The organism is Chitinibacter sp. GC72 (genome assembly GCF_009760905.1).
Taxonomy (GTDB): domain Bacteria; phylum Pseudomonadota; class Gammaproteobacteria; order Burkholderiales; family Chitinibacteraceae; genus Chitinibacter.
On record NZ_VIRW01000006.1, the window covers coordinates 41,126 to 61,745 of the forward strand.

20 protein-coding genes and 2 pseudogenes are annotated in these 20,620 nt (G+C 50.3%); 9 read left to right on the forward strand and 13 right to left on the reverse strand.

Going from position 1 to position 20,620, the window contains the following annotated elements; translation table 11 throughout:
- The first annotated feature begins 48 nt into the window (after nucleotides 1-48).
- Genes rpsF through rplI form a run of 4 tightly spaced genes read left to right on the forward strand, consistent with a single transcriptional unit; the run spans nucleotide 49 to nucleotide 1,439 of the window.
- A complete protein-coding gene (gene rpsF / locus FLS37_RS07440; RefSeq protein WP_157315510.1) occupies nucleotides 49-411 on the forward strand; it encodes a 30S ribosomal protein S6 in 363 nt (120 codons plus the stop codon).
- Between the two features lie 10 nt (nucleotides 412-421).
- Entirely contained in the window at nucleotides 422-727 is a 306-nt protein-coding gene (gene priB / locus FLS37_RS17130) for a primosomal replication protein N (protein WP_157315512.1), read from the forward strand.
- A 10-nt stretch (nucleotides 728-737) separates the two neighbouring features.
- Complete coding sequence (gene rpsR / locus FLS37_RS07450) at nucleotides 738-965, forward strand: 30S ribosomal protein S18 (protein ID WP_157315514.1); 228 nt, start codon at nucleotides 738-740, stop codon at nucleotides 963-965.
- Nucleotides 966-986: 21 nt separating this feature from the next.
- Nucleotides 987-1,439 (forward strand): 50S ribosomal protein L9, encoded by a 453-nt coding sequence (gene rplI / locus FLS37_RS07455; protein ID WP_157315516.1) that lies wholly within the window; start codon nucleotides 987-989, stop codon nucleotides 1,437-1,439.
- A gap of 96 nt (nucleotides 1,440-1,535) precedes the next feature.
- Here the strand turns inward: rplI and tcdA are convergent, their stop codons facing one another.
- Together tcdA and phaR are read right to left on the reverse strand one after the other, a co-directional pair.
- A complete protein-coding gene (gene tcdA, locus FLS37_RS07460; RefSeq protein WP_157315519.1) occupies nucleotides 1,536-2,327 on the reverse strand; it encodes a tRNA cyclic N6-threonylcarbamoyladenosine(37) synthase TcdA in 792 nt (263 codons plus the stop codon).
- Between the two features lie 103 nt (nucleotides 2,328-2,430).
- Nucleotides 2,431-3,093 carry a polyhydroxyalkanoate synthesis repressor PhaR gene (gene phaR, locus FLS37_RS07465; RefSeq protein ID WP_232522535.1) on the reverse strand — a complete coding sequence of 221 codons (663 nt, stop codon included), beginning with the start codon at nucleotides 3,091-3,093 and terminating at the stop codon, nucleotides 2,431-2,433.
- Between the two features lie 210 nt (nucleotides 3,094-3,303).
- On the opposite strand from phaR, the gene FLS37_RS07470 reads away from it, so the two are divergent.
- On the forward strand, nucleotides 3,304-3,870 hold the full coding sequence (locus FLS37_RS07470) for a phasin family protein (protein ID WP_157669240.1): 567 nt from the start codon (nucleotides 3,304-3,306) through the stop codon (nucleotides 3,868-3,870).
- An 83-nt stretch (nucleotides 3,871-3,953) separates the two neighbouring features.
- On the opposite strand, the gene pnp is transcribed toward FLS37_RS07470, so the two are convergent.
- The 7 genes from pnp to rimP all read right to left on the reverse strand — a co-directional run bounded on the left by pnp (nucleotide 3,954) and on the right by rimP (nucleotide 12,845).
- The gene (pnp, locus tag FLS37_RS07475) at nucleotides 3,954-6,095 is read right to left on the reverse strand and encodes a polyribonucleotide nucleotidyltransferase (protein WP_157669241.1); all 2,142 of its coding nucleotides are present in this window, start codon (nucleotides 6,093-6,095) and stop codon (nucleotides 3,954-3,956) included.
- A 237-nt stretch (nucleotides 6,096-6,332) separates the two neighbouring features.
- Entirely contained in the window at nucleotides 6,333-6,602 is a 270-nt protein-coding gene (gene rpsO / locus FLS37_RS07480) for a 30S ribosomal protein S15 (protein WP_157669242.1), read from the reverse strand.
- A gap of 85 nt (nucleotides 6,603-6,687) precedes the next feature.
- A complete protein-coding gene (gene truB / locus FLS37_RS07485) occupies nucleotides 6,688-7,593 on the reverse strand; it encodes a tRNA pseudouridine(55) synthase TruB (RefSeq protein ID WP_157669243.1) in 906 nt (301 codons plus the stop codon).
- Nucleotides 7,580-7,972, reverse strand: a complete 393-nt coding sequence (rbfA, locus tag FLS37_RS07490) for a 30S ribosome-binding factor RbfA (RefSeq protein WP_157669244.1) — start codon at nucleotides 7,970-7,972, stop codon at nucleotides 7,580-7,582. The genes truB and rbfA overlap by 14 nt, the downstream gene beginning before the upstream one ends.
- A 163-nt stretch (nucleotides 7,973-8,135) precedes the next feature.
- A complete protein-coding gene (gene infB / locus FLS37_RS07495) occupies nucleotides 8,136-10,826 on the reverse strand; it encodes a translation initiation factor IF-2 (RefSeq protein WP_157669245.1) in 2,691 nt (896 codons plus the stop codon).
- Between the two features lie 18 nt (nucleotides 10,827-10,844).
- Nucleotides 10,845-12,317 carry a transcription termination factor NusA gene (gene nusA / locus FLS37_RS07500; RefSeq protein WP_157669246.1) on the reverse strand — a complete coding sequence of 491 codons (1,473 nt, stop codon included), beginning with the start codon at nucleotides 12,315-12,317 and terminating at the stop codon, nucleotides 10,845-10,847.
- 93 nt (nucleotides 12,318-12,410) lie between these two features.
- Nucleotides 12,411-12,845 (reverse strand): ribosome maturation factor RimP, encoded by a 435-nt coding sequence (gene rimP, locus FLS37_RS07505; RefSeq protein ID WP_157669247.1) that lies wholly within the window; start codon nucleotides 12,843-12,845, stop codon nucleotides 12,411-12,413.
- Between the two features lie 235 nt (nucleotides 12,846-13,080).
- Between rimP and FLS37_RS07510 the strand changes: the two genes are divergently transcribed.
- From FLS37_RS07510 to FLS37_RS07520, 3 genes are all read left to right on the forward strand, one after another.
- Nucleotides 13,081-14,748 carry an AMP-binding protein gene (locus FLS37_RS07510; protein WP_157669248.1) on the forward strand — a complete coding sequence of 556 codons (1,668 nt, stop codon included), beginning with the start codon at nucleotides 13,081-13,083 and terminating at the stop codon, nucleotides 14,746-14,748.
- A 19-nt stretch (nucleotides 14,749-14,767) separates the two neighbouring features.
- On the forward strand, nucleotides 14,768-15,913 hold the full coding sequence (locus tag FLS37_RS07515; RefSeq protein WP_157669249.1) for a PilT/PilU family type 4a pilus ATPase: 1,146 nt from the start codon (nucleotides 14,768-14,770) through the stop codon (nucleotides 15,911-15,913).
- A gap of 70 nt (nucleotides 15,914-15,983) precedes the next feature.
- Nucleotides 15,984-16,334: an ArsC family reductase gene (locus tag FLS37_RS07520; protein WP_157669250.1), complete on the forward strand. Its 351-nt coding sequence runs from the start codon at nucleotides 15,984-15,986 to the stop codon at nucleotides 16,332-16,334.
- 190 nt (nucleotides 16,335-16,524) lie between these two features.
- Here the strand turns inward: FLS37_RS07520 and FLS37_RS17135 are convergent.
- The 3 genes and pseudogenes from FLS37_RS17135 to FLS37_RS07530 form a co-directional block, all read right to left on the reverse strand.
- Nucleotides 16,525-16,660, reverse strand: a pseudogene (locus FLS37_RS17135) (methyl-accepting chemotaxis protein); the annotation flags it as partial.
- A gap of 87 nt (nucleotides 16,661-16,747) precedes the next feature.
- Nucleotides 16,748-18,187 (reverse strand): annotated as a pseudogene (locus FLS37_RS07525) (PAS domain S-box protein); the annotation flags it as partial.
- Nucleotides 18,188-18,408: 221 nt separating this feature from the next.
- The gene (locus tag FLS37_RS07530; protein ID WP_157669252.1) at nucleotides 18,409-19,191 is read right to left on the reverse strand and encodes an inositol monophosphatase family protein; all 783 of its coding nucleotides are present in this window, start codon (nucleotides 19,189-19,191) and stop codon (nucleotides 18,409-18,411) included.
- Between the two features lie 71 nt (nucleotides 19,192-19,262).
- On the opposite strand from FLS37_RS07530, the gene FLS37_RS07535 reads away from it, so the two are divergent.
- Complete coding sequence (locus tag FLS37_RS07535; RefSeq protein ID WP_157669253.1) at nucleotides 19,263-20,045, forward strand: RNA methyltransferase; 783 nt, start codon at nucleotides 19,263-19,265, stop codon at nucleotides 20,043-20,045.
- A 119-nt stretch (nucleotides 20,046-20,164) separates the two neighbouring features.
- Here the strand turns inward: FLS37_RS07535 and FLS37_RS07540 are convergent, their stop codons facing one another.
- Complete coding sequence (locus tag FLS37_RS07540) at nucleotides 20,165-20,521, reverse strand: carboxymuconolactone decarboxylase family protein (protein ID WP_157669254.1); 357 nt, start codon at nucleotides 20,519-20,521, stop codon at nucleotides 20,165-20,167.
- Nucleotides 20,522-20,620: the final 99 nt, after the last annotated feature.

Here is a 20,620-nt window from a genome sequence, read left to right on the forward strand (position 1 = left end):
CCTGACCGTGGTCGCTAACGGCAGGCTACAAACCACAAGGAGCAATACATGCGACATTATGAAATCGTGTTTATCGTGCACCCAGATCAAAGCGAACAAGTTCCAGCAATGATCGAGCGCTACAAATCACTGATCACAACTGGTGCTGGTTCTATCCACCGCTTGGAAGATTGGGGCCGCCGTCAATTGGCTTATCCAATTCAAAAAATCCACAAAGCGCACTATGTGATGATGAATATCGAATGCAGCCAAGAAACTTTGGAAGAAATCGAACACGCATTCAAATTCAACGATGCAGTTCTTCGCCACCTGACTTTGAAAACAGACGGCGCTGTAACTGAAGCATCTCCGATGATGAAAGAAGAGAAATCAAAATCTCTGACTCAAGGCGCTGAAGTTCAAGCCGCCTAATTCGGAAAAATTGAATTTACGAAATCAAGTTTTAGTCGAAGGTCATTTACTGATCACCGACGCAATTCGCCGCACCCCAGCTGGGATTGCAATGATTGAAGGATGGATTATTCATCAATCAGAGCAGCACGAAGCTGGATTGCAACGCAAAGTCGATTGTGAAATGCCATTTGTTGCACTCGGTGAAATTTGCGAGAAATTGCTCAAGACACCTAGCAAACAAGGCATTAAGTGCAAAGGCTTTTTAGCCGCGCGCAGCAGTAAATATCGGCAGAGCTTGGTTTTACACATTACCGCTTTTGAATATTTGAATTGAGGATTAGACAATGTCTCGCCAACTCTTCAAGCGCAGAAAATTCTGCCGCTTTACAACCGAAGGTATCGCTCAAGTTGACTACAAAGACGTAGCCATCCTGAAAGATTTTATCTCTGAAAACGGCAAGATCATTCCTGCACGTATCACGGGTACTAAAGCTAAATATCAACGTCAGTTGTCGACTGCTATTAAATTGGCTCGCTTCTTGGCATTGTTGCCTTACACTGACCAACACTAAGACGGACGGGAGAAACTTATCATGCAAATTATCCTGCTCGAAAAAGTAGCGAATCTGGGTACACTGGGTGACATCGTTAAAGTTAAAGATGGTTACGCTCGTAACTTCTTGATCCCACAAGGCAAAGCTAAACGTGCAAATGAAGCCAATATGGCCGCATTTGAAGCTAGCCGCGCGGAATTGGAAGCGAAACAAGCTGAAATCTTGGCTGAAGCGCAAGCTCGTGCAGCTAAATTGGAAGGCGCTGAAATCACTATCGCTCAAAAAGCGGGTGTTGATGGCCGTCTGTTCGGCTCAGTAACAAACCACGACATCGCTGAAGCAATCACTGCTTCTGGCGTTGCGGTTCAAAAATTTGAAGTGCGTCTGCCAAATGGTCCTTTCAAAGCAATCGGCGAATACGAAGTTGTTTTGGCTTTGCACCATGACGTAGTTAGCACCATCAAATTGCAAGTTGTAGGCGCTGCTGCTTAATAGCCAGTACGCTGGCGCTTAATTTATTAAGCGCATGCAAAATAAAAAGCCACGATTAATTCGTGGCTTTTTATTTTGCGGCAATCAATGCTGCCTTTATTGCTTTAGCGCTTTTGTTTGCAAGTATTTCAAAACCCGTGACACGGCCACCAGACCAAATGTGGCAGTGACAGTCATCACCGCACCAAAGCCACCCGCACAATCAAGGCGAACACCCTCACCCATAGACGGCTTGGCCGCACACACCGAGCCATCCGCCTGCGGGTAAACCAGCTGCTCGGTTGAATAAACACACTCAACCCCCATTTTCTTGCCATTTTTTGCAAAACCAAAATCGCGCCGCAAAATGCTGCGCACTTTGGCTGCCAGCGGATCCTGAATCGTTTTACTTAAATCATCCACTTTAATTTGCGTCGGATCGATTTGCCCACCAGCGCCGCCAATTGTGATGATTCTTATTTTATTGCGCCGGCAATAAGCAATTAAAGCAGCCTTGGTTTTCACACTATCAATACAATCAATCACGTAATCATGATCGGCCAAATATTGCGCAAAATTATCTTCAGCAACAAAATCTTCAATCGCATTGATTTGAATTTGCGGATTAATCGCCACCATCCGCTCGGCAACGGCATGCACTTTCATTCGGCCGATTTGACCTTCCAAAGCCGGTAATTGGCGATTGGTATTGGAAATACAAATATCGTCCAAATCTATTAACGTTAGCGCGCCAATGCCAGAGCGCACCAAGCCTTCAGCGACCCACGACCCAACACCGCCAATACCGATCACACACACTTTAGCCTGCGCAAATTGCGCTAATGCTTGCACGCCATATAAGCGGGCAATACCGGCAAAACGACGCTGATAATCACTTTCCAAACTCACAAATCCTTCCCTTCAAAACAAATCAGCCCCACAAGGGGCTGAATATACTCTAGTGGCGTATTGACCTGATGATTAATCAGACCATGACCTTGATGGCAATACCCTACTCAAGTGCTTTCTTCACAGTCCGTTTGCGCGCAGCAGGTTTGGCTGCAGCAACAGCAGGCTCATCCGGCATTGCCGGGGGCGGCGCAGTGGGATGCAAGGCATCATCACCAGCAGGCGCTGATTTTGGCCCACCAGGCATACCAAAACCCGTAAACAGATGCTTGGCACGCTCCTGCAGTTGTTGCTGCATTTCAACAAACATATTGGTACTGCTTTCCAGGTAATTGCCCATCATATTCTGGATGGCCGGCCCCTGGAATTTCATAAATTCGCCCCACAAATTGGCATTGCTGAACATCGGATTATCAGCACCCAGCGTGGATTTAGTCTGATCTTGCAGCCTTGATTGCATCTCAGCGAACAGCTGCATGTTTTTTTCAAGGTAGTTACCCATCAAGCCCTGCATGGCATGCCCGTAAAAACGGATAATTTGCGTCAGCACATCATAAGAGAACATCGGCATGCCGCCAGCCTCTTCTTCCAGAATGATTTGCAACAAAACACTGCGGGTCAAATCTTCGTTCGTTTTGGCGTCCTGAATCGCAATATCGATACCGTCAAGTACCAACTGTTTAACATCAGCCAAAGTGATATAACAGCTTGTTGTCGTATCGTAGAGACGACGATTTGGGTATTTCTTAATGACCCGCTTTTCCATACTCACCTATCCTTTTCGCCGATTTTATGCAGACTTCTATTATCTAGCGATAAGCTGCGCAATGCCAGTACAAACACATGCTGCAGCGCAGCAAAATACATTTGACAACACCGGCAAGCTGTACCAGAATAGGTTTGCATTGTGCATCGCACCATACAACCGGGTCTTCCGGTTAGCTTTACAGATAAACCTATCCTTGGAGATTTCGACATGACCACAGCACAACAACAGTACACCAATTTTGCCACAGAGCAAGTAGAAACAGCGCTACGTTTTGCACGCATTTCACTGGACTCACTCGATCGCCTAGCCAAGCTGCAAGTAGAAACAGCCAAAACCACACTCGAAGAAAGCGCCAAAACACTCAAACAACTAAGCGCGATCAAAGACGTTCAAGAAGCCTTGGCTGCACGCCAAAAAATTGCTGACACCGCCATTGAGCAAGCGACCGCATATTCACGCAGCCTGTACGAGATTTCTTCTCAAGCTCAGGCCGAATACTCAAAACTGATCGACGAGCGCAATGTTGACTTCAACAAGAACGTCGTATCAGGCCTGGATCGCTTCGTAAAAAATGCACCGGCTGGCGCCGATGCCGCAGTTGCTGCCGTAAAATCAACGGTACAAGCCACTGCCGCAGCCGTTGACAGCATGACCAAAGCCGCGAAACAAGTTGCTGAATTTGCGGATGCTTCGGTGAAAGCGGCATCAACCGCGACTGCAGACGCAGTAAAAACTGCAGCCAAAAAAGCTAGCTCAGCCAATGGCAGCAATTAATCAATACCAGCTGCAATAGACCACAAAAAAGGCACCTCGCGGTGCCTTTTTTATTTAGGGCGCTTGCGCGCCCTCCCCAACAATTACTCTGCTGCAGGCACTTCTTCTGCTGGCGCAGCGGCTGGAGCTTCATCATTCAGAACGGCTTTAATCGACAGACGGATGCGGCCTTTCTCATCCTGCTCGATCACTTTTACGCGAACGATCTGACCTTCTTGCAGGTGATCAGCCACGTTGGCAATACGCTCATTCGCGATTTGACTAATATGCACCAGACCATCTTTACCGGGCATGATTGAAACGATTGCACCGACGTTCTTGTCGAGAATTTTCACAACCGGGCCTTCGTAGATGCGGCCGATTTCAACTTCAGCAGTGATTTCTTCGATGCGGCGACGCGCTTCGGAAGCGCCTTCTGATGACGTTGAAGCAATCGTGATTGTGCCATCTTCGCTAATGTCGATTTGTGTACCCGTTTCTTCGGTCAACGAACGAATCACCGAGCCACCTTTACCGATTACATCACGGATTTTCTCTGGATTGATTTTCATCGTGTAAAGACGCGGAGCGTGCTCACTCACTTCTTCACGCGCGCCATCCAGAGCGCCCTTCATGATGCCGATGATATGCACGCGACCTTCTTTGGCCTGATCCAGTGCAACCGACATGATTTCTTTGGTAATACCGGTAATCTTGATGTCCATTTGTAGCGCAGTGATACCGTTTTCAGTACCCGCTACTTTAAAGTCCATATCGCCGAGGTGATCTTCGTCGCCCAGGATGTCAGACAAGACAGCGAAAGCATTACCTTCCTTGATCAAACCCATTGCGATACCGGCAACGTGGTTTTTCATCGGCACACCAGCGTCCATCAAAGCCAGACAACCGCCACACACCGACGCCATTGAAGATGAACCGTTTGATTCAGTAATCTCAGACACAACGCGCATTGAATATGCGAAGTCTTCCTTGCTTGGCAACATCGCAACCAGAGCGCGCTTGGCCAGACGACCATGGCCGATTTCGCGGCGTTTTGGCACGCCTACGCGGCCAGTTTCACCAGTCGAGTACGGAGGGAAATTGTAATGCAGCATAAAGCTGTCGGTGTAACCACCGTGCAATGCGTCGATTTTTTGCTCGTCCAGCTTTGTTCCCAAAGTCGCAGCAGCAATCGCTTGTGTCTCGCCACGGGTAAACAGTACCGAACCATGCGCGCGTGGCAATACACCAGTGCGAATGCTGATAGGACGTACAGTGCGCGTATCACGACCGTCGATACGTGGCTCGCCTGCCAAAATTTGGCCACGAACGATTTCAGCTTCCAGGCCTTTGAAAATCGATTTGATTTCATTGGCTTCAAGCGTACCGGTTTCTTCAGTAATCAACGCAGCCTTAACTAAAGCCCAAGTTTCATTGATTTTTTGTGTACGAACTTGTTTGTGACGCAGTTTGAACGCTTGCGCAACGCCTTCAGCGGCAATAGCGCGTACTTTAGCGATCAATTCTTCGTTTTTCACTGGCGCAGACCAATCCATCAATTCTGGATTCACCTCATCAGCCAGTTCATTGATCGCATTGATCGCCGCTTGCATTTGTTCGTGGCCGAAGACCACCGCGCCGAGCATCACGCTTTCTGACAACTCGTTCGCTTCAGACTCAACCATCAATACCGCTTGGCTCGTACCGGCAACAACCAAGTCCATTTCGCTGTCTTTCATTTCCGACAGATCTGGGCACAATACGTATTCGCCGTTGATGTAACCCACACGCGCAGCGCCGATTGGGCCATCAAATGGCACGCCAGAAATCATCAAGGCAGCAGACGCGCCGATCATGGCTGGAATATCAGAATCAACTTCTGGGTTAATCGACATCACGGTAGCGATGATTTGGATGTCGTTATAGAAACCTTCTGGGAATAGCGGGCGGATCGGGCGATCGATCAGACGGCTAGTCAATACTTCTTTTTCGCTAGGCTTGCCTTCGCGCTTGAAGAAACCGCCCGGGATTTTACCGGCGGCATAAGTACGCTCTTGGTAATCCACGGTCAGCGGGAAAAAGTCTTGGCCCGGTTTTACATCACGAGCAGCAACAACAGTTACGAGAACGCAAGTGTCGTCCATATTGACCATCACAGCGCCAGTGGCTTGACGTGCGATTTCACCAGTTTCAATGGTGACATTATGTTTGCCAAAGGCAAAAGATTTGCTGATTTTATTGAACACGTTCTGTCCTCTTTCAATATATCCGCGACCTGGATAATGGTTTATTGCTGCGATGGGGGTCAGCCAAATCAATAAGAAAGCGAGGTGATTTGCCCAAGGCCGATTCCGGCACAACTGACCTCTGCTCTACCGCCGGAATCGCTATTGGGTAGAAGCAAAGAAAGAGAAATCTGGAGATAAACTGGGAAAGACTAGAAATGAAAAAGTCGCAGCTTGCGGCTGCGACTTTGGGGCTGATTACTTGCGCAGACCCAGCTTGGCAATCACATTGCGGTAGCTGTCTACGTTAGTGCGTTTGAGGTAGTCCAGCAAACGACGACGGCGAGAAACCATTTTCAACAAACCACGACGTGAGTGGTGGTCTTTTTTGTGTTCTTTAAAGTGAGGCGTCAGATCGTTGATACGTGCGGTCAACAATGCGATTTGAACTTCAGAAGAACCAGTATCGCCAGCAGCGTGTTGGAACTCTTTAACGATGTCAGCTTTCTGTGTAACTGTTACAGACATTTTACTACTCCACAAGAAGTGGCTAGGCCACTAGACAAGCCATATCTGAGCTTGCGCCCGATATGGCTCCATTAACTGGCGCCAGTTAAGCGGTCGCCAGCAGACGTTTGGATCGCAGCACGCCATCAGCGCCCACTTCACCCAAACCGACAAAACGAGCATTATCCTGATTTTCAAGGGCAGCGTAAAGTTTAACTTCACCAACTACCCCGCTTTGCAGGTCGCGCACCGGCATGCCGTTACAAATTAACTTTGTTTGTGCCGCAGTTAATTGGAGCACAGGCAAATTGCTCAACAAGGATTCTTCAGGCAACAACAAGCTATCGCGCGCCTCAAGATCCAGGGCAATAAATTCATCAAGCGAGATGGCGTCTTCCAGCGTGAAGCCCCCCGTCAAGGTACGGCGTAAACCAGTTAGGTATGCGCCGCAACCCAAAGCCTCGCCTAAGTCCTGAGCCAATACCCTGATGTAAGTCCCTTTGGAGCAACGCACATCAATCACTAGGTTGGGCGCATCATAGGAAATGAGTTCGATAGCGTAAATTGTAATCGGCCGCGCTTTGCGCTCCAGCTCAATACCTTCCCGGGCATATTCGTACATCGGTTTGCCAGCAACTTTCAGCGCCGAATACATCGGGGGCGTTTGCATAATCGGGCCGATAAATTGGGCAATCGCCGCTTTTACCGCTTCAATCGATTCAGGCGCCGTGCCAGTGACGGTAATTTCACCTTCGGCATCCAGCGTTGTTGAGGTTTCACCAAAGCGCACATGTGCACGATACGCCTTGTCAGCATCCAGCATGCGCTGGGCAAACTTGGTCGCTTCGCCAAAACACAAAGGCAGCAAGCCCGTTGCGTATGGATCAAGCACGCCAGTGTGGCCCCCCTTTTCCGCCTGATACAGCCAGCGGCATTTATTCAGCGCCGACGTACTGCTGATGCCAAATGGCTTATCGAGCAGCAAGACGCCGTTAAGTTTACGCTTGGCCATCGTCTTCGCCATCGTCAGCGGCTTTGGGCAAAGCATTGGCTTCTTGGATCTTTCTGGCCAGATTCACACCATATTCAATTGAAACATCATATTCAAAATGCAGCTCGGGCATTTTGTAAAGCGAGATGCCGCGTGAAATTTGTGCACGCAAAAAGCCTTTTGCACGCAACAGCAAGGCGGCAATCTCTTCGCGCAATGCTTCATCACCCATAATAGTGTAAAAAATCTTGGCGTGCGAATAATCGCGCGTCACTTCAACGTCGGTAATCGTGATTAGCGACGCTTGCGGATGATCGAGCTCGGCACGAATCACTTGCGCCAAATCGCGCTGAATTTGCTGTGCCACACGATCTGCACGGGTAAATTGTTTATTAGCCATTTTCTCTGTGAGGAGTAAGGGTGCGGTGTGAGGTGTGAGGTGCATCCACCATCACCCTGGTGTTGATAAAAACCGGATGTTTTACAAAAAGGAAAAGGCGCAGAACAATCTGCGCCTGCGTGCGAGAGGAAAGCATTACACCTCCCTCCTCACATTCCACATATTACAGCGTACGGGCCACTTCGATGACTTCGAAGATTTCCAGCTGGTCGCCCACTTGCAAATCGTTGTAGTTTTTGAGCTGCAAACCACATTCGAAACCGGCCTTCACTTCTTTCGCTTCATCTTTGAAGCGCTTCAGATTTTCCAACTCGCCAGTATGAATCACCGTGTTATTACGCAGCAAACGTACACCTGCCGAGCGTTTAACCAGACCTTCCATCACCAAGCAACCAGCAATTGTACCCACTTTCGACACAGTGAAGACCTGACGGATCTCAACCATACCCAGAATCTGCTCACGACGCTCAGGGGCCAACATGCCGGACAGGGCTGCTTTCACTTCATCAACCGCATCGTAGATGATGTTGTAGTAGCGCAGATCAACACCTTCAGTTTCCGCCAGCTTGCGCGCAGCAGCATCGGCACGCACATTAAAGCCGATGACCACCGCTTTTGACGCCAAGGCCAGATTCACGTCGGACTCGGAAATGCCGCCCACCGCACAATGCAGAACCTGAACACGAACTTCGCTGGTCGACAATTTTTGCAAGCTTTGCGCCAGAGCCTCGCTTGAGCCCTGAACGTCGGCCTTGATAATGATAGGCAGGTTTTGCACTTCGCCTTCGGCCATCTGGGCAAACATGTTTTCCAGCTTCGAAGCTTGCTGACGGGCAAATTTCACATCACGGAATTTACCTTGACGGAACAAGGCGATTTCACGGGCTTTCTTCTCGTCAGCCAGAACCATCGCGTCTTCACCTGCGGCCGGCACTTCCGACAAACCCAGGATCTCGACCGGAATCGACGGACCCGCTTCGTTAATCTGCTTACCATTTTCATCCAGCATCGCACGGATACGGCCATAAACCTGGCCCGCCAATACAGTGTCGCCTTTGCGCAACGTGCCCGACTGAACCAGCATTGAAGCCACAGGACCGCGGCCTTTATCCAGACGAGCCTCGATCACGATACCCTTGGCTGGACCATCAACCGGCGCAGTTAACTCCAGCACCTCGGCCTGCAACAGAATCGCATCCAGCAACTCATCGATACCCATGCCTTTTTTGGCCGATACCGGAATGAACTGGGTGTCACCACCCCACTCTTCCGGAACCACTTCCTGCGCAACCAGCTCTTGCTGAATACGCTCAAGATTGGCTTCTGGCTTATCAATTTTATTGACCGCAACAACTATCGGCACACCTGCAGCTTTCGCATGGTGGATCGCCTCAATCGTTTGCGGCATTACGCCATCATCGGCAGCAACGACCAGAACCACGATATCGGTCAACTTGGCACCACGGGCACGCATGGCGGTAAACGCCTCGTGACCAGGGGTATCTAGGAAGGTAATCATACCCTTGCCAGTTTCAACGTGGTAGGCACCGATATGCTGAGTAATGCCGCCCGCCTCACCCGCAGCCACTTTGGCACGACGGATGTAATCGAGCAACGAAGTTTTACCGTGGTCAACGTGGCCCATCACCGTTACAACCGGAGCGCGTGAAACCTGGGTGTGATCGGATTTTTCTTCATCACCCAAATAGGTTTCCGGGTCATCCAGCTTGGCTGCTTTTGGAATATGACCCATTTCTTCAACGACGATCATCGCTGTTTCTTGATCCAGCACCTGATTGATCGTGACCATCATGCCCATTTTCATCAGCGCTTTGACAACTTCAACGCCTTTAACGGCCATTTTGTGCGCCAAGTCAGCAACCGAAATCGTCTCCGGTACGTCAACTTCATGCGTTACAGGCTCGGTTGGCGTCTGGAAGGCATGCGCATTATTGTCTTGCTGATGCGATTGCTTCTTGCCACCCTTTTTACTTTTCCAGTCATTACCGGCATCGCCACCACGGGTTTTAATACCTTTTTTGTTGCGGCCATCATTCCAGCCACCTTTTTCATCTTTCTTGGGTGCGCTTGGCTTTTTATCAGCAGGTTTGGCGGCAACAGGCGCTGGCGCAGCTTTTTCCGGTGCCTGCATCGGCGTATCTTTGGGGCGACGGAAATCTACCCGTGCACCGATACGCGGACGATCCGCTTCATGACCCGGCTTGACGTGTGGCTTAACCGCTGGCTTTTGCGCAGGGGCGGCTACTTCAGGTTTTGCCTCGATCTTAGTCTCGACAGCAGCTACGGCCTCAACTGCCACAACAGCAACTTCTGCTTTCACTTCAACAGGGGCAGCAGCCCCAACTTTGGCAGCTTCTGCAGGCTTGGCTTCACGATTCTGCTTGGCGCGCATTTCAGCGGCCTGACGCTCGGCCAGCTCGTTCTGACGCTTGGCTTGAGCTTCACGGGCCTGACGCTCCGCCTCGTCAATAACCGGCGCAGCAACTACGGTAGTGGCAGCTTGTATCGGTGCAACAGCTGGAGCAGCAGCGGCAATGACTTCGGGTGCAACAACTCGCTTCTTACGCACTTCAACCTGAATGGTTTTTGCTTTGCCCGTGGCATCTGTTTTGCGAATTTCCGTAGTTTCTTTACGCGCAATTACAATTTTTGGCTTATCGCCCGCCTGGCCATGCTTCTGCTTCAAATGATCCAGCAAACGAGCTTTGTCATCGGCTGTCAATGTATCTTCAGCAGTGCGCTTTTCAACGCCAGCCGCACGCAATTGCTCGATCAGCTCTTGCGTTGGCATTTTCAATTCAGCAGCAAATTGGCTGACTTTGGGTTCACTCATAGATTACTCTCCCGCGCCTTAAGCGAACCAATGTTCGCGCGCTTTCATGATTAGTTGTTTGGCAGCTTCCGTGTCGATACCGGTCATCTCGGTCAATTCATCGACAGCCAACTCTGCCAAATCATCACGGGTATGTATGTCTTTCTCGGCCAATGCTGCAGCCAAGTCTGGCGTCATACCTTCCAGCGTTTTCAGGTCTTCCGACTGGTGCTCCAGCTTCTCTTCGCGCACGATGGCTTGCGTCAGCAAAGCATCGCGAGCACGGGAACGCAGCTCGTTTACGGTTTCTTCATCAAACGCTTCAATTTCCAACATCTCGTTCAACGGCACATACGCTACTTCTTCCAGCGTATTGAAACCTTCCTGAACCAGCACATTGGCCACATCTTCATCAATATCGAGCGCCTGGACAAACAAGGCGCGTACTTTGGTGAACTCTTCTTCGTGCTTTTGCTCAGCCTGATCAACAGTCATGATATTGAGCTTCCAGCCCGTCAACTCCGCAGCCAATTTCACATTCTGACCGCCACGACCAATCGCCATTGCCAGATTGTCTTCATCAACCACGACGTCCATGCTGTGATTATCTTCATCAACGATGATCGAATTCACTTCAGCGGGTGACAGCGCGTTAATGGCAAACTGGGCCGCATCGCTAGACCACAATACGATATCGACACGCTCGCCAGCAAGCTCGTTACTTACGGCATTGACACGGGTGCCACGCACACCGATGCAAGTGCCTTGCGGGTCTACACGCTGATCATTCGATTTAACGGCAATCTTGGCGCGCATACCAGGGTCACGCGCAACACCTTTTAGCTCGATCAGGTTGTTTTCAATTTCTGGCACTTCCAGCTCAAACAATTTGGCCATAAATTCTGGAGCAACACGGCTCAACACTAGCTGCGGGCCACGGCCCATGCGATCAATACGCAACAGGAAAGCCTTGATGCGATCACCCACACGCAGATTTTCTTTTGGAATCATCTGATCGCGCGGCAGAACGGCTTCTAGCTTGCCCATCTCGATAATGGCATTGCCACGTTCGATGCGTTTGATGCTGCCGGAAATAATATGCTCACGACGCTGCAAGAAGTCGTTCAGATTTTGCTCACGCTCGGCATCGCGGATTTTTTGCAAAATCACCTGCTTCGCGGCTTGTGCGCCGATACGGCCGAACTCGATAGGCTCTAATTCAACTTCCCATACATCGCCCACTTTCAAGTCGGCACTATAGTCAGGTGCGTCAGTAATGGCGATCTGGCGCGATGGCTCTTCATGGTCGTTATCTTCAACCACTTCCCATACACGGAAACTGCGATGCTCGCCGGTTACACGATCAATCGAAACGCGAACTTCAACTTCTTCTTCGTAGCGTTTTTTAGTAGCAGAAGCGAGCGCCATTTCCAGCGCGCCAAACACCACTTCTTTAGCAACATTTTTTTCGTGTGCAAGTGCTTCAACCAGCACCAGAATTTCACGATTCATTGATATTTTCCTCCGGCGTCATGCTATGCCTATAGTCGGGCAAACTGTAAATACTGCGCATTAAAACTGCGGCAAACGAGTTTAATCTGAGCTTTAAAACTGAGGCTCTATGCGAACACGATCCACTTGCGACAATGGCAGGTTCAACACCTCGCCATTCACCTCAACCACCACGCAATCATTAACCAGCCCCTTGAGCTGACCAACAAAATTGCGCCGACGATCCGGCAACGGCAAGCGCAGCTTTACTTTCACCATTTGACCGGCAAATCGCTCAAAATCAGCCGGTTTTTTAATCAAGCGATCCAAGCCTGGTGATGACACTTCCAAGCGGTCATACGGAATTTCCTCAACCATGAATAAGCGTGTGAGGTGATTGCTCACCGCCACACAGTCGTCAATCGTGACGCCGCCTTCCTTGTCGATAAAAATCCGCATCAAGCCATTGCCGCCCAGCTCAAAATCGACCAGCTCGTAGCCCAAACCGGGCAAAGTGTTATCTAAAACAGACTGTAAATTAACCGCCATGGCTTCTATGTAAACTCCAGAAACAAAAAATGGGCTGCAATACCTGCGCCCATTTGTAAGCACTCCCGAGCTCCTCGGCGGGAACATTATATGCACCCACTTTTTGTTGGAACTACGAGATTTTTGCCGATTCTAACAGAAACTTGCTGTCAACGAAACACCACTGGCACGCAAATCAGTTGAATTCAAACGCCGTTTCACCCTACATTAGAAAAAGTCGCAACGGAGAGTGGTTATGAATAGCACTGAAAAAGCATGGCTGGCCAATTATCAAACAGGCGTACCTGCAGAAATCAATCTTGATGAATTTGCTTCAATACCCGAAGTCATCGAGCAAAGTGTCAAAAAATACTCCGATCGGGCGGCCTTTATTAATATGGGCAAAGCGATCACCTACCAAGAACTAGATCGCCTTTCCTTGCAATTTGCCAGCTACTTGCAGCAACACCTGAAACTCCCTGCTGGCAGCCGCGTTGCGGTCATGCTCCCCAATTTGCTGCAATACCCCGTCGCTATTTTCGGCATCCTGCGTGCCGGCTATGTGGTCGTCAATGTTAATCCGCTGTACACCCCACGTGAATTACAGCATCAGCTCAAAGACTCTGGCGCTACAACGATCGTTATTCTGGCCAACTTTGCTCACACGCTAGAGCAAATCATCAAGCAGACCGACGTTGAGCATATTGTGCTTTGCCAGATTGGCGATCTACTTGGGCAACCCAAAGGCTGGATTGTTAACAACGTTGTCAAATACATTAAGAAAATGGTGCCAGCATATACCCTACCAGGGCATATTAAATTCAATCAATCCTTAAGCTACGGTCAGCAATATACCCTCAACAAACCCAAACTAGACCATAGCAGCTTAGCATTCTTGCAATACACTGGCGGCACAACGGGCCTCGCTAAAGGCGCCATGCTCAGCCACGGCAATATTGTCGCCAATATGCAGCAAGCACACGCCTGGATTAATCCTGCGGTCGAAGAAGGCAAAGAGCTGATTGTGACCGCACTGCCGCTGTATCACATTTTCTCGCTCACCGCTAATTGCATGGTATTTAGCAAAATCGGCGCAACTAATCTGCTAATCACCAACCCGCGCGACATTCCTGATTTCGTGAAAACCATCGCCGCTTATCCGGTGACCTGCATGACCGGCGTCAACACGCTCTTTAATGCACTATTGAATAATCCCGATTTTGCCAAGCTGGATTTCTCCAAATGGAAGCTGGCACTAGGTGGCGGCATGGCGGTTCAGCATGCGGTAGCTGACCGCTGGAAAAAAGTAACTGGCGTCACATTGGCCGAAGCTTATGGCTTAACCGAAACCTCACCCGCCGCGATCATCAATCCGATCAATATCAAAGAATACAATGGCATGATCGGCCTGCCTATTTCACACACTGACGCCCAAATCCGCGATAGCGAAGGAAACGTGCTCGCGCCAGGACAAACCGGCGAGCTTTTTATTCGCGGCCCGCAAGTCATGCAAGGGTATTGGCAACGACCGGAAGAAACCAAGGAAGTCCTCGGTGAGGACAGCTTTTTAGCGACAGGCGACATCGCAATCATGCAAGCCACCGGCTACTTCCAGATTGTTGATCGCAAAAAAGATATGGTGCTGGTGTCCGGCTTCAATGTTTATCCGAATGAAGTCGAAAATGTGGTCGCCGAACTCGATGGTGTACTGGAGGTGGCCTGCATTGGCGTACCAGATGAAAAAACCGGCGAAGCGGTGAAAGTGATTATTGTCAAGAAAGACCCATCATTGACCAGCGAGACCGTCCTTCAACATTGCCGCGCACATTTAACCAACTATAAAATACCGCGCGTGATAGAGTTTCGCGACAGCCTGCCTAAATCCAATGTCGGCAAAATATTACGCAGAGAACTGCGAACATAATTAAAACAGCGAGCCCGAGATGAATTTATTACCCTTCTTCAAACTCATGGCCGAGCGCAGTGCCTCCGATTTATTCCTAGCGGCAGGCTCTCCGATTGTGATCAAGCTTCAGGGTGTCTGCCACCCGGTCAATAATCAGGTCTTAAGCGCCGAGCACGTCAAACAACTGGCCTATCAACTGATGGGCCCCGAGCGGGTTGCCACCTTTGAACGAGATCTGGAACTGAATATGGCCTACCCGGTTCCAGAGCTCGGCAACTTCCGGATTAACGTATACAAAAGTCGCGGCTCGGTGGCGCTGGTTGCCCGCTACATCAAGACCAAAGCAGCCACACTGGAAGAGTTATTCATGCCGGAGCTGCTTAAAGACCTGATCATGGAGAAACGCGGAATTATTCTTCTGGTCGGCGCCACCGGCTCTGGCAAATCGTCCACCGTTTCGGCCATGCTGGAACATCGCAATGAGCACCATAGCGGCCACATCCTGACGATTGAAGACCCGATTGAATTTATTTATTCACATAAAAAATCAATTGTCAGCCAGCGTGAAGTGGGCACCGACACGCACAGCTATCACGATGCGCTGCGCAACGCCATGCGTGAAGCACCGAATGTACTCATGCTGGGCGAAATTCGTGATCAGGAAACCATGACTTACGCCATGCAATACGCGCAGGCAGGTCACCTATGCATTTCCACCTTGCACGCCAACAACAGCTATCACTCCTTAAGCCGGATTGTGAATTTTTTCCCGCAAGAAGCGCGCGAATCGCTGCTCTACGATATGTCGACATCACTCAAGGCGATCGTGTCGCAGCGACTGGTTAAAACCAAAACCGGCAAGCTCAAACCCGCGGTTGAAGTCATGCTCAACACCAATCGCATTGCCGAATTAATCCGCAGCGGCGATCTGGCCGACATCAAGGACGCAATGGAGCAATCGCTAGCGGAAGGATCGCAAACATTCGAGCAATCGCTGTATCGCATGTACCGTGCTGGCGAAATCGAGCTTGACGAAGCATTACGCAATGCCGATTCGGCGACCAATCTCTCATGGATGGTCAACAACGCACAAAGCATTGATGAGCAGGAGGCCAGCAAAATCAGCAAACCCAAGGAAAACACCCCCGAGCACGATCTGAGTTTTGACATGCCGCTCCACTAGACGTGAGGCGTGAGGCGTGAGGCGTTCAAATCGTCTTACGCCGTTTTATTTTTAGCGAGCACGACTATCGATGATTAAATTATTTGGCATCCCCAATTGCGACACCGTGAAAAAAGCCCGCAGCTGGCTTAATGAAAATAGCTTTGAATACGAGTGGCACGACTTTAAAAAACAAGGCCTGAGCGCCGAACAAATCCAAGCATGGATTGATGTCACCGGCTGGGAGCTACTGATCAATAAGCAAGGCACCACCTGGCGAAAACTCGATGAAGCAAGCAAGGAAAGCGTGGCGGATGCCGATAGCGCAATCCGGCTAATGCTTGCCAACCCTTCGGTCATCAAGCGCCCGATACTTATGAGCGGGCAACAGATTCAAGTCGGCTTCAAGCCAGAAATTTACCAGCAATTACTTACTCGTTAGCCTTTCCGGGGTATACGGCTACAAGCCACACTCAACAATGGCCAGTGCAATATACCCACCGCAATAGAAATTAACCTACAAGAACCTTAATCACTACCACTGAGCCGACGCAGTGAAATTTCCAGATTGCGGATACGTTCAATCGATTCGGCCACCAGAGCAGAAATCTCGGTGGCCGACTCTGATGACTGCAAGGCCAGCTTGCGCACCTCATCGGCCACGACAGCAAAACCCCGTCCTTGCTCGCCAGCCCTGGCAGCCTCAATCGCGGCATTAAGCGCCAGCAAATTAGTCTGCGATGAAATCTGGTTGATCACCTCGATAATGACGCGAATCTTCTCGCTTGACGCAATCACTTGACTCATTTCCTGATCCGTCACCCTTTCGGCTTCGATTTTGGACGTCACATCAACGCCATAACTGACAATGTGTCTGACCTCGCCCACCGCATTCGTGATCGGGCAAGCCGTGCCGTTCATTAATACTTCGCTGCCATCCGCGCGATACATCCGGAATTCGCCATTGACCTGCTCGCCAGCCAGGAGGCGCGCAAACAGGTCTGTGCCAATGATCTCCGGCAGCAGGCGACTTCTAGCCTGCAAGGCGGCAAAATTTGGCTCTTGCAAGTGCTCAATCAGATAGGCATTGGCCTCGACAAGGCGTCCTGCCAAGTCCCATTCACAGACCGCATTGGTTCGGCCAATCGCTACAAAGCGCTTGGTAAATTCCTGCTCACGCTCTTTGGTATGCGAAATATTGCTTAACACCATCACCTGATGCGTCAAGCTACCCGACGCAGAGAACACCGGATTGATGGCCACCGAAACCCAATAGTCTCGCCCATCGCGCGACGTATTCAGCAACTCACCCACATACGCCTGCTGCTTGCGCATGGCATCTTGCAAGGATTTCAACTCGACAGGATCGGTTTGCTTGCCTGTCAACAAAGTGGCCACATCTTTTCCAAGAACATCAGATTGGCGATAAGCAGTCAGTCGCTCAAAGCCTTGATTCACATACAAAACCCGCAGATCAGCACCGCAAACAAGCACTGCATTATCCGTTTGATCCACCACCAGCGACAGAAGTTTAAATTGGGCTCGCTGTGCAACCTCTTCAGTAATATCGCTGGCGTATTTAATCACCTTGACAACTCGACCATCCGGGGTGCAAATCGGGTTGTAAGTCGCATGAATCCAGACTTCTCGCCCGCCCTTGGCCAGCCGGCGAAATTCGGCGGTTTGATATTCGCCACGGCGCAATGCCTCCCAGAATGCAGCATACTGCGAACAGGAAGCCTCATTTGCCGCGACAAACAGTCGATGATGCTGCCCCTGCACCTCCGCCAACCGGTAATCCATCAAACGCAGAAAATTATCATTAGCCGTCAAAATCCGCCCATCCAGATCAAATTCAATCACCGCCTGAGCGCGACCAATGGCTTCAATCTGCCCTTGCATATCAGCCTGCGCCATCACCTGGGCAGTCACATCCGTGGCAAATTTGATAATCCTGCACACTTTGCCTCGTGAGAACACAGGGACATAGGAGGCCTGAATCCAGACTTCTTTGCCGCCCTTGGCCAGCCTTTTGAATTGAGCTGTCTGCGCTGTACCGGCACGCAAGCGATTCCAGAACGCCTGATAATCAGGCTGGCGGGCCTCAGCAGGATCGACAAAAATCCGATGATGCTGGCCTTTAATTTCGGACAGCGTGTAATTCATCAATTGCAGGAAAATAGGGTTGGCATCTTCAATAACACCGTCTGCGCGAAATTGAATCACAGCCTGCGCACTATTAATTGCCTTAACAACATCGCGAGCCGATAGCCACCGCAAGACCCAACCCAGCATAAAACCTCTCCACCATCAATGCGACACAGTTTGAATACTCCTTACTTTAGTAAGGCCAAATTCAGAATGCAAATCAAGTGCGCAAGCAAGATAGATATCATTAATGATTGCCAAGGCCCTATCCCGCTACAGGCGTAAAAAAACCGACCCTAAGGTCGGTTTGCATTGCAAACAATCGGCAGATGCGCAAAAAGCGAAGCGATTGCCGCCGATTTGCCCGCCTACTTCAAATGCTGACGAATCACCGACAACATCTGACCAAAAACACGTGGTGTACCGCATAGCACGTCGCCTGATTCAAGGAATTTTTCTTCGCCGTTCATATCGGTCACTAGGCCACCTGCTTCCTGCACCAAGAGCGTACCAGCAGCAATATCAACCAGTTTCAGATCAAATTCGAAGAAACCGTCAAAACGGCCGCAAGCGACATAAGCCAGATCCAGCGCAGCAGCGCCCGGGCGACGAACGCCAGCGGATTTTTGCGCCATATCGCGGAAGATATTCAGATAGGTTTCGAGATTGTCGAACTTGGTGTACGGGAAACCAGTGCCAACGAGTGCGTCAGACAATTCACGCACTTTGGAAACACGGATACGACGATCATTTAAGAAAGCGCCAACGCCACGGGTGGCGGTGAACAAGTCATTGCGGTTTGGATCGTAAACCACGGCTTGCGTGATCACGCCTTTGTACTCAAGTGCAATCGAGATCGCGTATTGCGGGAAACCATGCAAGAAGTTGGTCGTGCCATCCAATGGATCGATAATCCATACGTATTCGGAATTGCCGCGCGAGCCAGATTCTTCGGCCAAAATCGCGTGATTCGGATAAGCCTCAAGGATGGTGTCGATAATCGCCTGCTCGGCAGCGCGATCCACTTCGGACACAAAATCGTTGTGGCCTTTTTTCTCGGGGGTGATCAAATCCAGGTTATTGGAGGCACGCTGGATAACAGTCGCAGCACGGCGCGCAGCGCGCACCGCGGTGTTGAGCATTGGATGCATGGTTTCTCAATTTGAAAGAACGTAATTAAGCACGTATTCTACCCGCCTCTGGCTCCAGAATAAACCCGACAATGAATAAAGAAATCAAGAAAAATCTCTACCAAGGTAGCGAAACCGAGTGTTTACCGCGAATTCGCGTGGTTTTATCGCACACCAGCCACCCCGGCAATATCGGCTCAACTGCGCGGGCGATGAAAACCATGGGGCTGACCGAGTTGTATTTGATCAATCCGAAAGAATTTCCATCCGAAGTGGCGACCGCACTGGCCTCCAGCGCCGACGATATTCTACAAAACGCCAAAGTGGTCAGCAGCATGGCCGAGGCGCTGGCTGGTACCACCATGCAAGTGGCGCTCACAGCGCGCCGCCGCGAGCTATCGCAACCCCTACAAACGCCGCGCCAGATTGCCCCCGAAATCATCAACACCGCGCGCTCGGATAAAGAAGTCGCACTGGTATTTGGCGCAGAAACCAGCGGGCTAACCATCGACGAGCTATCGCTATGTAGCGATCGCGTGACGATTCCGACCAATCCGGAATATTCCAGCCTGAATCTCTCGCAAGCCGTGCAAGTGCTGTGCTACGAGCTGCGCACCAGTTGCTACGAGACCGATTGGGTTGATGTGCAGCATTTGCAGGAAGAGCGCGAACTGGCGACGCATGAGTCGCTGGAAAAGCTGTTCGAGCATATGGAAGAAGTGTTACTGAAAATCGGCTTTTTGCGCCCGCACGCGCCAAAACGCCTGATGCCACGCCTGCGCCGCCTGTATGTACGCGCCGAGCTGGAGCGGGAAGAGGTTGATATTCTGCGCGGAATTCTGAAAGCCACCACCGAGTTTGATCGCAAACCCTGAGGCCTTCGTGAGCGGCGTGTGTGAGGTGTGAGCAGCATGCTCGCCCTTTAGCGTGCAATCATAAGGGTATATACCTGCAGGTCATATTCAACATAGCCCACAGGCATATACCCAAAATATCAATCTACCGCTTTCTCGCCGCCATATTCTTCATAGGCCATTAGCGCCTCAGCGCCAGTCATCATGCTTGGGCCACCACCCATGTAAACCGCAACCTGGATCATTTCCAGAAATTCAGCGCGTGTAACGCCCAGTTTCACACAAGCCTGAGCGTGAAAACCAAGACAGCCTTCACAGCGCGCGGCAATTGCAATGGCCATTGCCATCAGTTCCTTCTGTTTTTTGCTTAATGCGCCGTCGCCATGCGTCGCTTTGGCCATGGCGTTAAATGCCTGCGCGGTATCGGGGATTTCTTTATGAAACTCGCGCAGCTTGCCAGTGATGTCGCGCACGATTTGGTGATATTGCTCACTCATTTTTTACTCCTTGCAGCCCAATAATATACAAATAAATATACTATTAATTTCAAGATGCCGCTTTGCGCAAAAACAAAACCGCGCCATTCACTGCGGAAA

What these genes read in the sequence shown, in the direction of transcription:
- FLS37_RS07515 (WP_157669249.1), top strand. Translation starts at nt 14,768, where the DNA reads ATGAATTTATTACCCTTCTTCAAACTCATGGCCGAGCGCAGTGCCTCC.
- truB (WP_157669243.1), bottom strand. Translation starts at nt 7,593, where the DNA reads ATGGCCAAGCGTAAACTTAACGGCGTCTTGCTGCTCGATAAGCCATTT.
- rpsF (WP_157315510.1), top strand. Translation starts at nt 49, where the DNA reads ATGCGACATTATGAAATCGTGTTTATCGTGCACCCAGATCAAAGCGAA.
- rplI (WP_157315516.1), top strand. Translation starts at nt 987, where the DNA reads ATGCAAATTATCCTGCTCGAAAAAGTAGCGAATCTGGGTACACTGGGT.
- rpsO (WP_157669242.1), bottom strand. Translation starts at nt 6,602, where the DNA reads ATGTCTGTAACAGTTACACAGAAAGCTGACATCGTTAAAGAGTTCCAA.
- nusA (WP_157669246.1), bottom strand. Translation starts at nt 12,317, where the DNA reads ATGAATCGTGAAATTCTGGTGCTGGTTGAAGCACTTGCACACGAAAAA.
- phaR (WP_232522535.1), bottom strand. Translation starts at nt 3,093, where the DNA reads ATGGAAAAGCGGGTCATTAAGAAATACCCAAATCGTCGTCTCTACGAT.
- FLS37_RS07470 (WP_157669240.1), top strand. Translation starts at nt 3,304, where the DNA reads ATGACCACAGCACAACAACAGTACACCAATTTTGCCACAGAGCAAGTA.
- FLS37_RS07520 (WP_157669250.1), top strand. Translation starts at nt 15,984, where the DNA reads ATGATTAAATTATTTGGCATCCCCAATTGCGACACCGTGAAAAAAGCC.
- FLS37_RS07540 (WP_157669254.1), bottom strand. Translation starts at nt 20,521, where the DNA reads ATGAGTGAGCAATATCACCAAATCGTGCGCGACATCACTGGCAAGCTG.
- FLS37_RS07510 (WP_157669248.1), top strand. Translation starts at nt 13,081, where the DNA reads ATGAATAGCACTGAAAAAGCATGGCTGGCCAATTATCAAACAGGCGTA.
- infB (WP_157669245.1), bottom strand. Translation starts at nt 10,826, where the DNA reads ATGAGTGAACCCAAAGTCAGCCAATTTGCTGCTGAATTGAAAATGCCA.
- rpsR (WP_157315514.1), top strand. Translation starts at nt 738, where the DNA reads ATGTCTCGCCAACTCTTCAAGCGCAGAAAATTCTGCCGCTTTACAACC.
- FLS37_RS07530 (WP_157669252.1), bottom strand. Translation starts at nt 19,191, where the DNA reads ATGCATCCAATGCTCAACACCGCGGTGCGCGCTGCGCGCCGTGCTGCG.
- rimP (WP_157669247.1), bottom strand. Translation starts at nt 12,845, where the DNA reads ATGGCGGTTAATTTACAGTCTGTTTTAGATAACACTTTGCCCGGTTTG.
- FLS37_RS07535 (WP_157669253.1), top strand. Translation starts at nt 19,263, where the DNA reads ATGAATAAAGAAATCAAGAAAAATCTCTACCAAGGTAGCGAAACCGAG.
- rbfA (WP_157669244.1), bottom strand. Translation starts at nt 7,972, where the DNA reads ATGGCTAATAAACAATTTACCCGTGCAGATCGTGTGGCACAGCAAATT.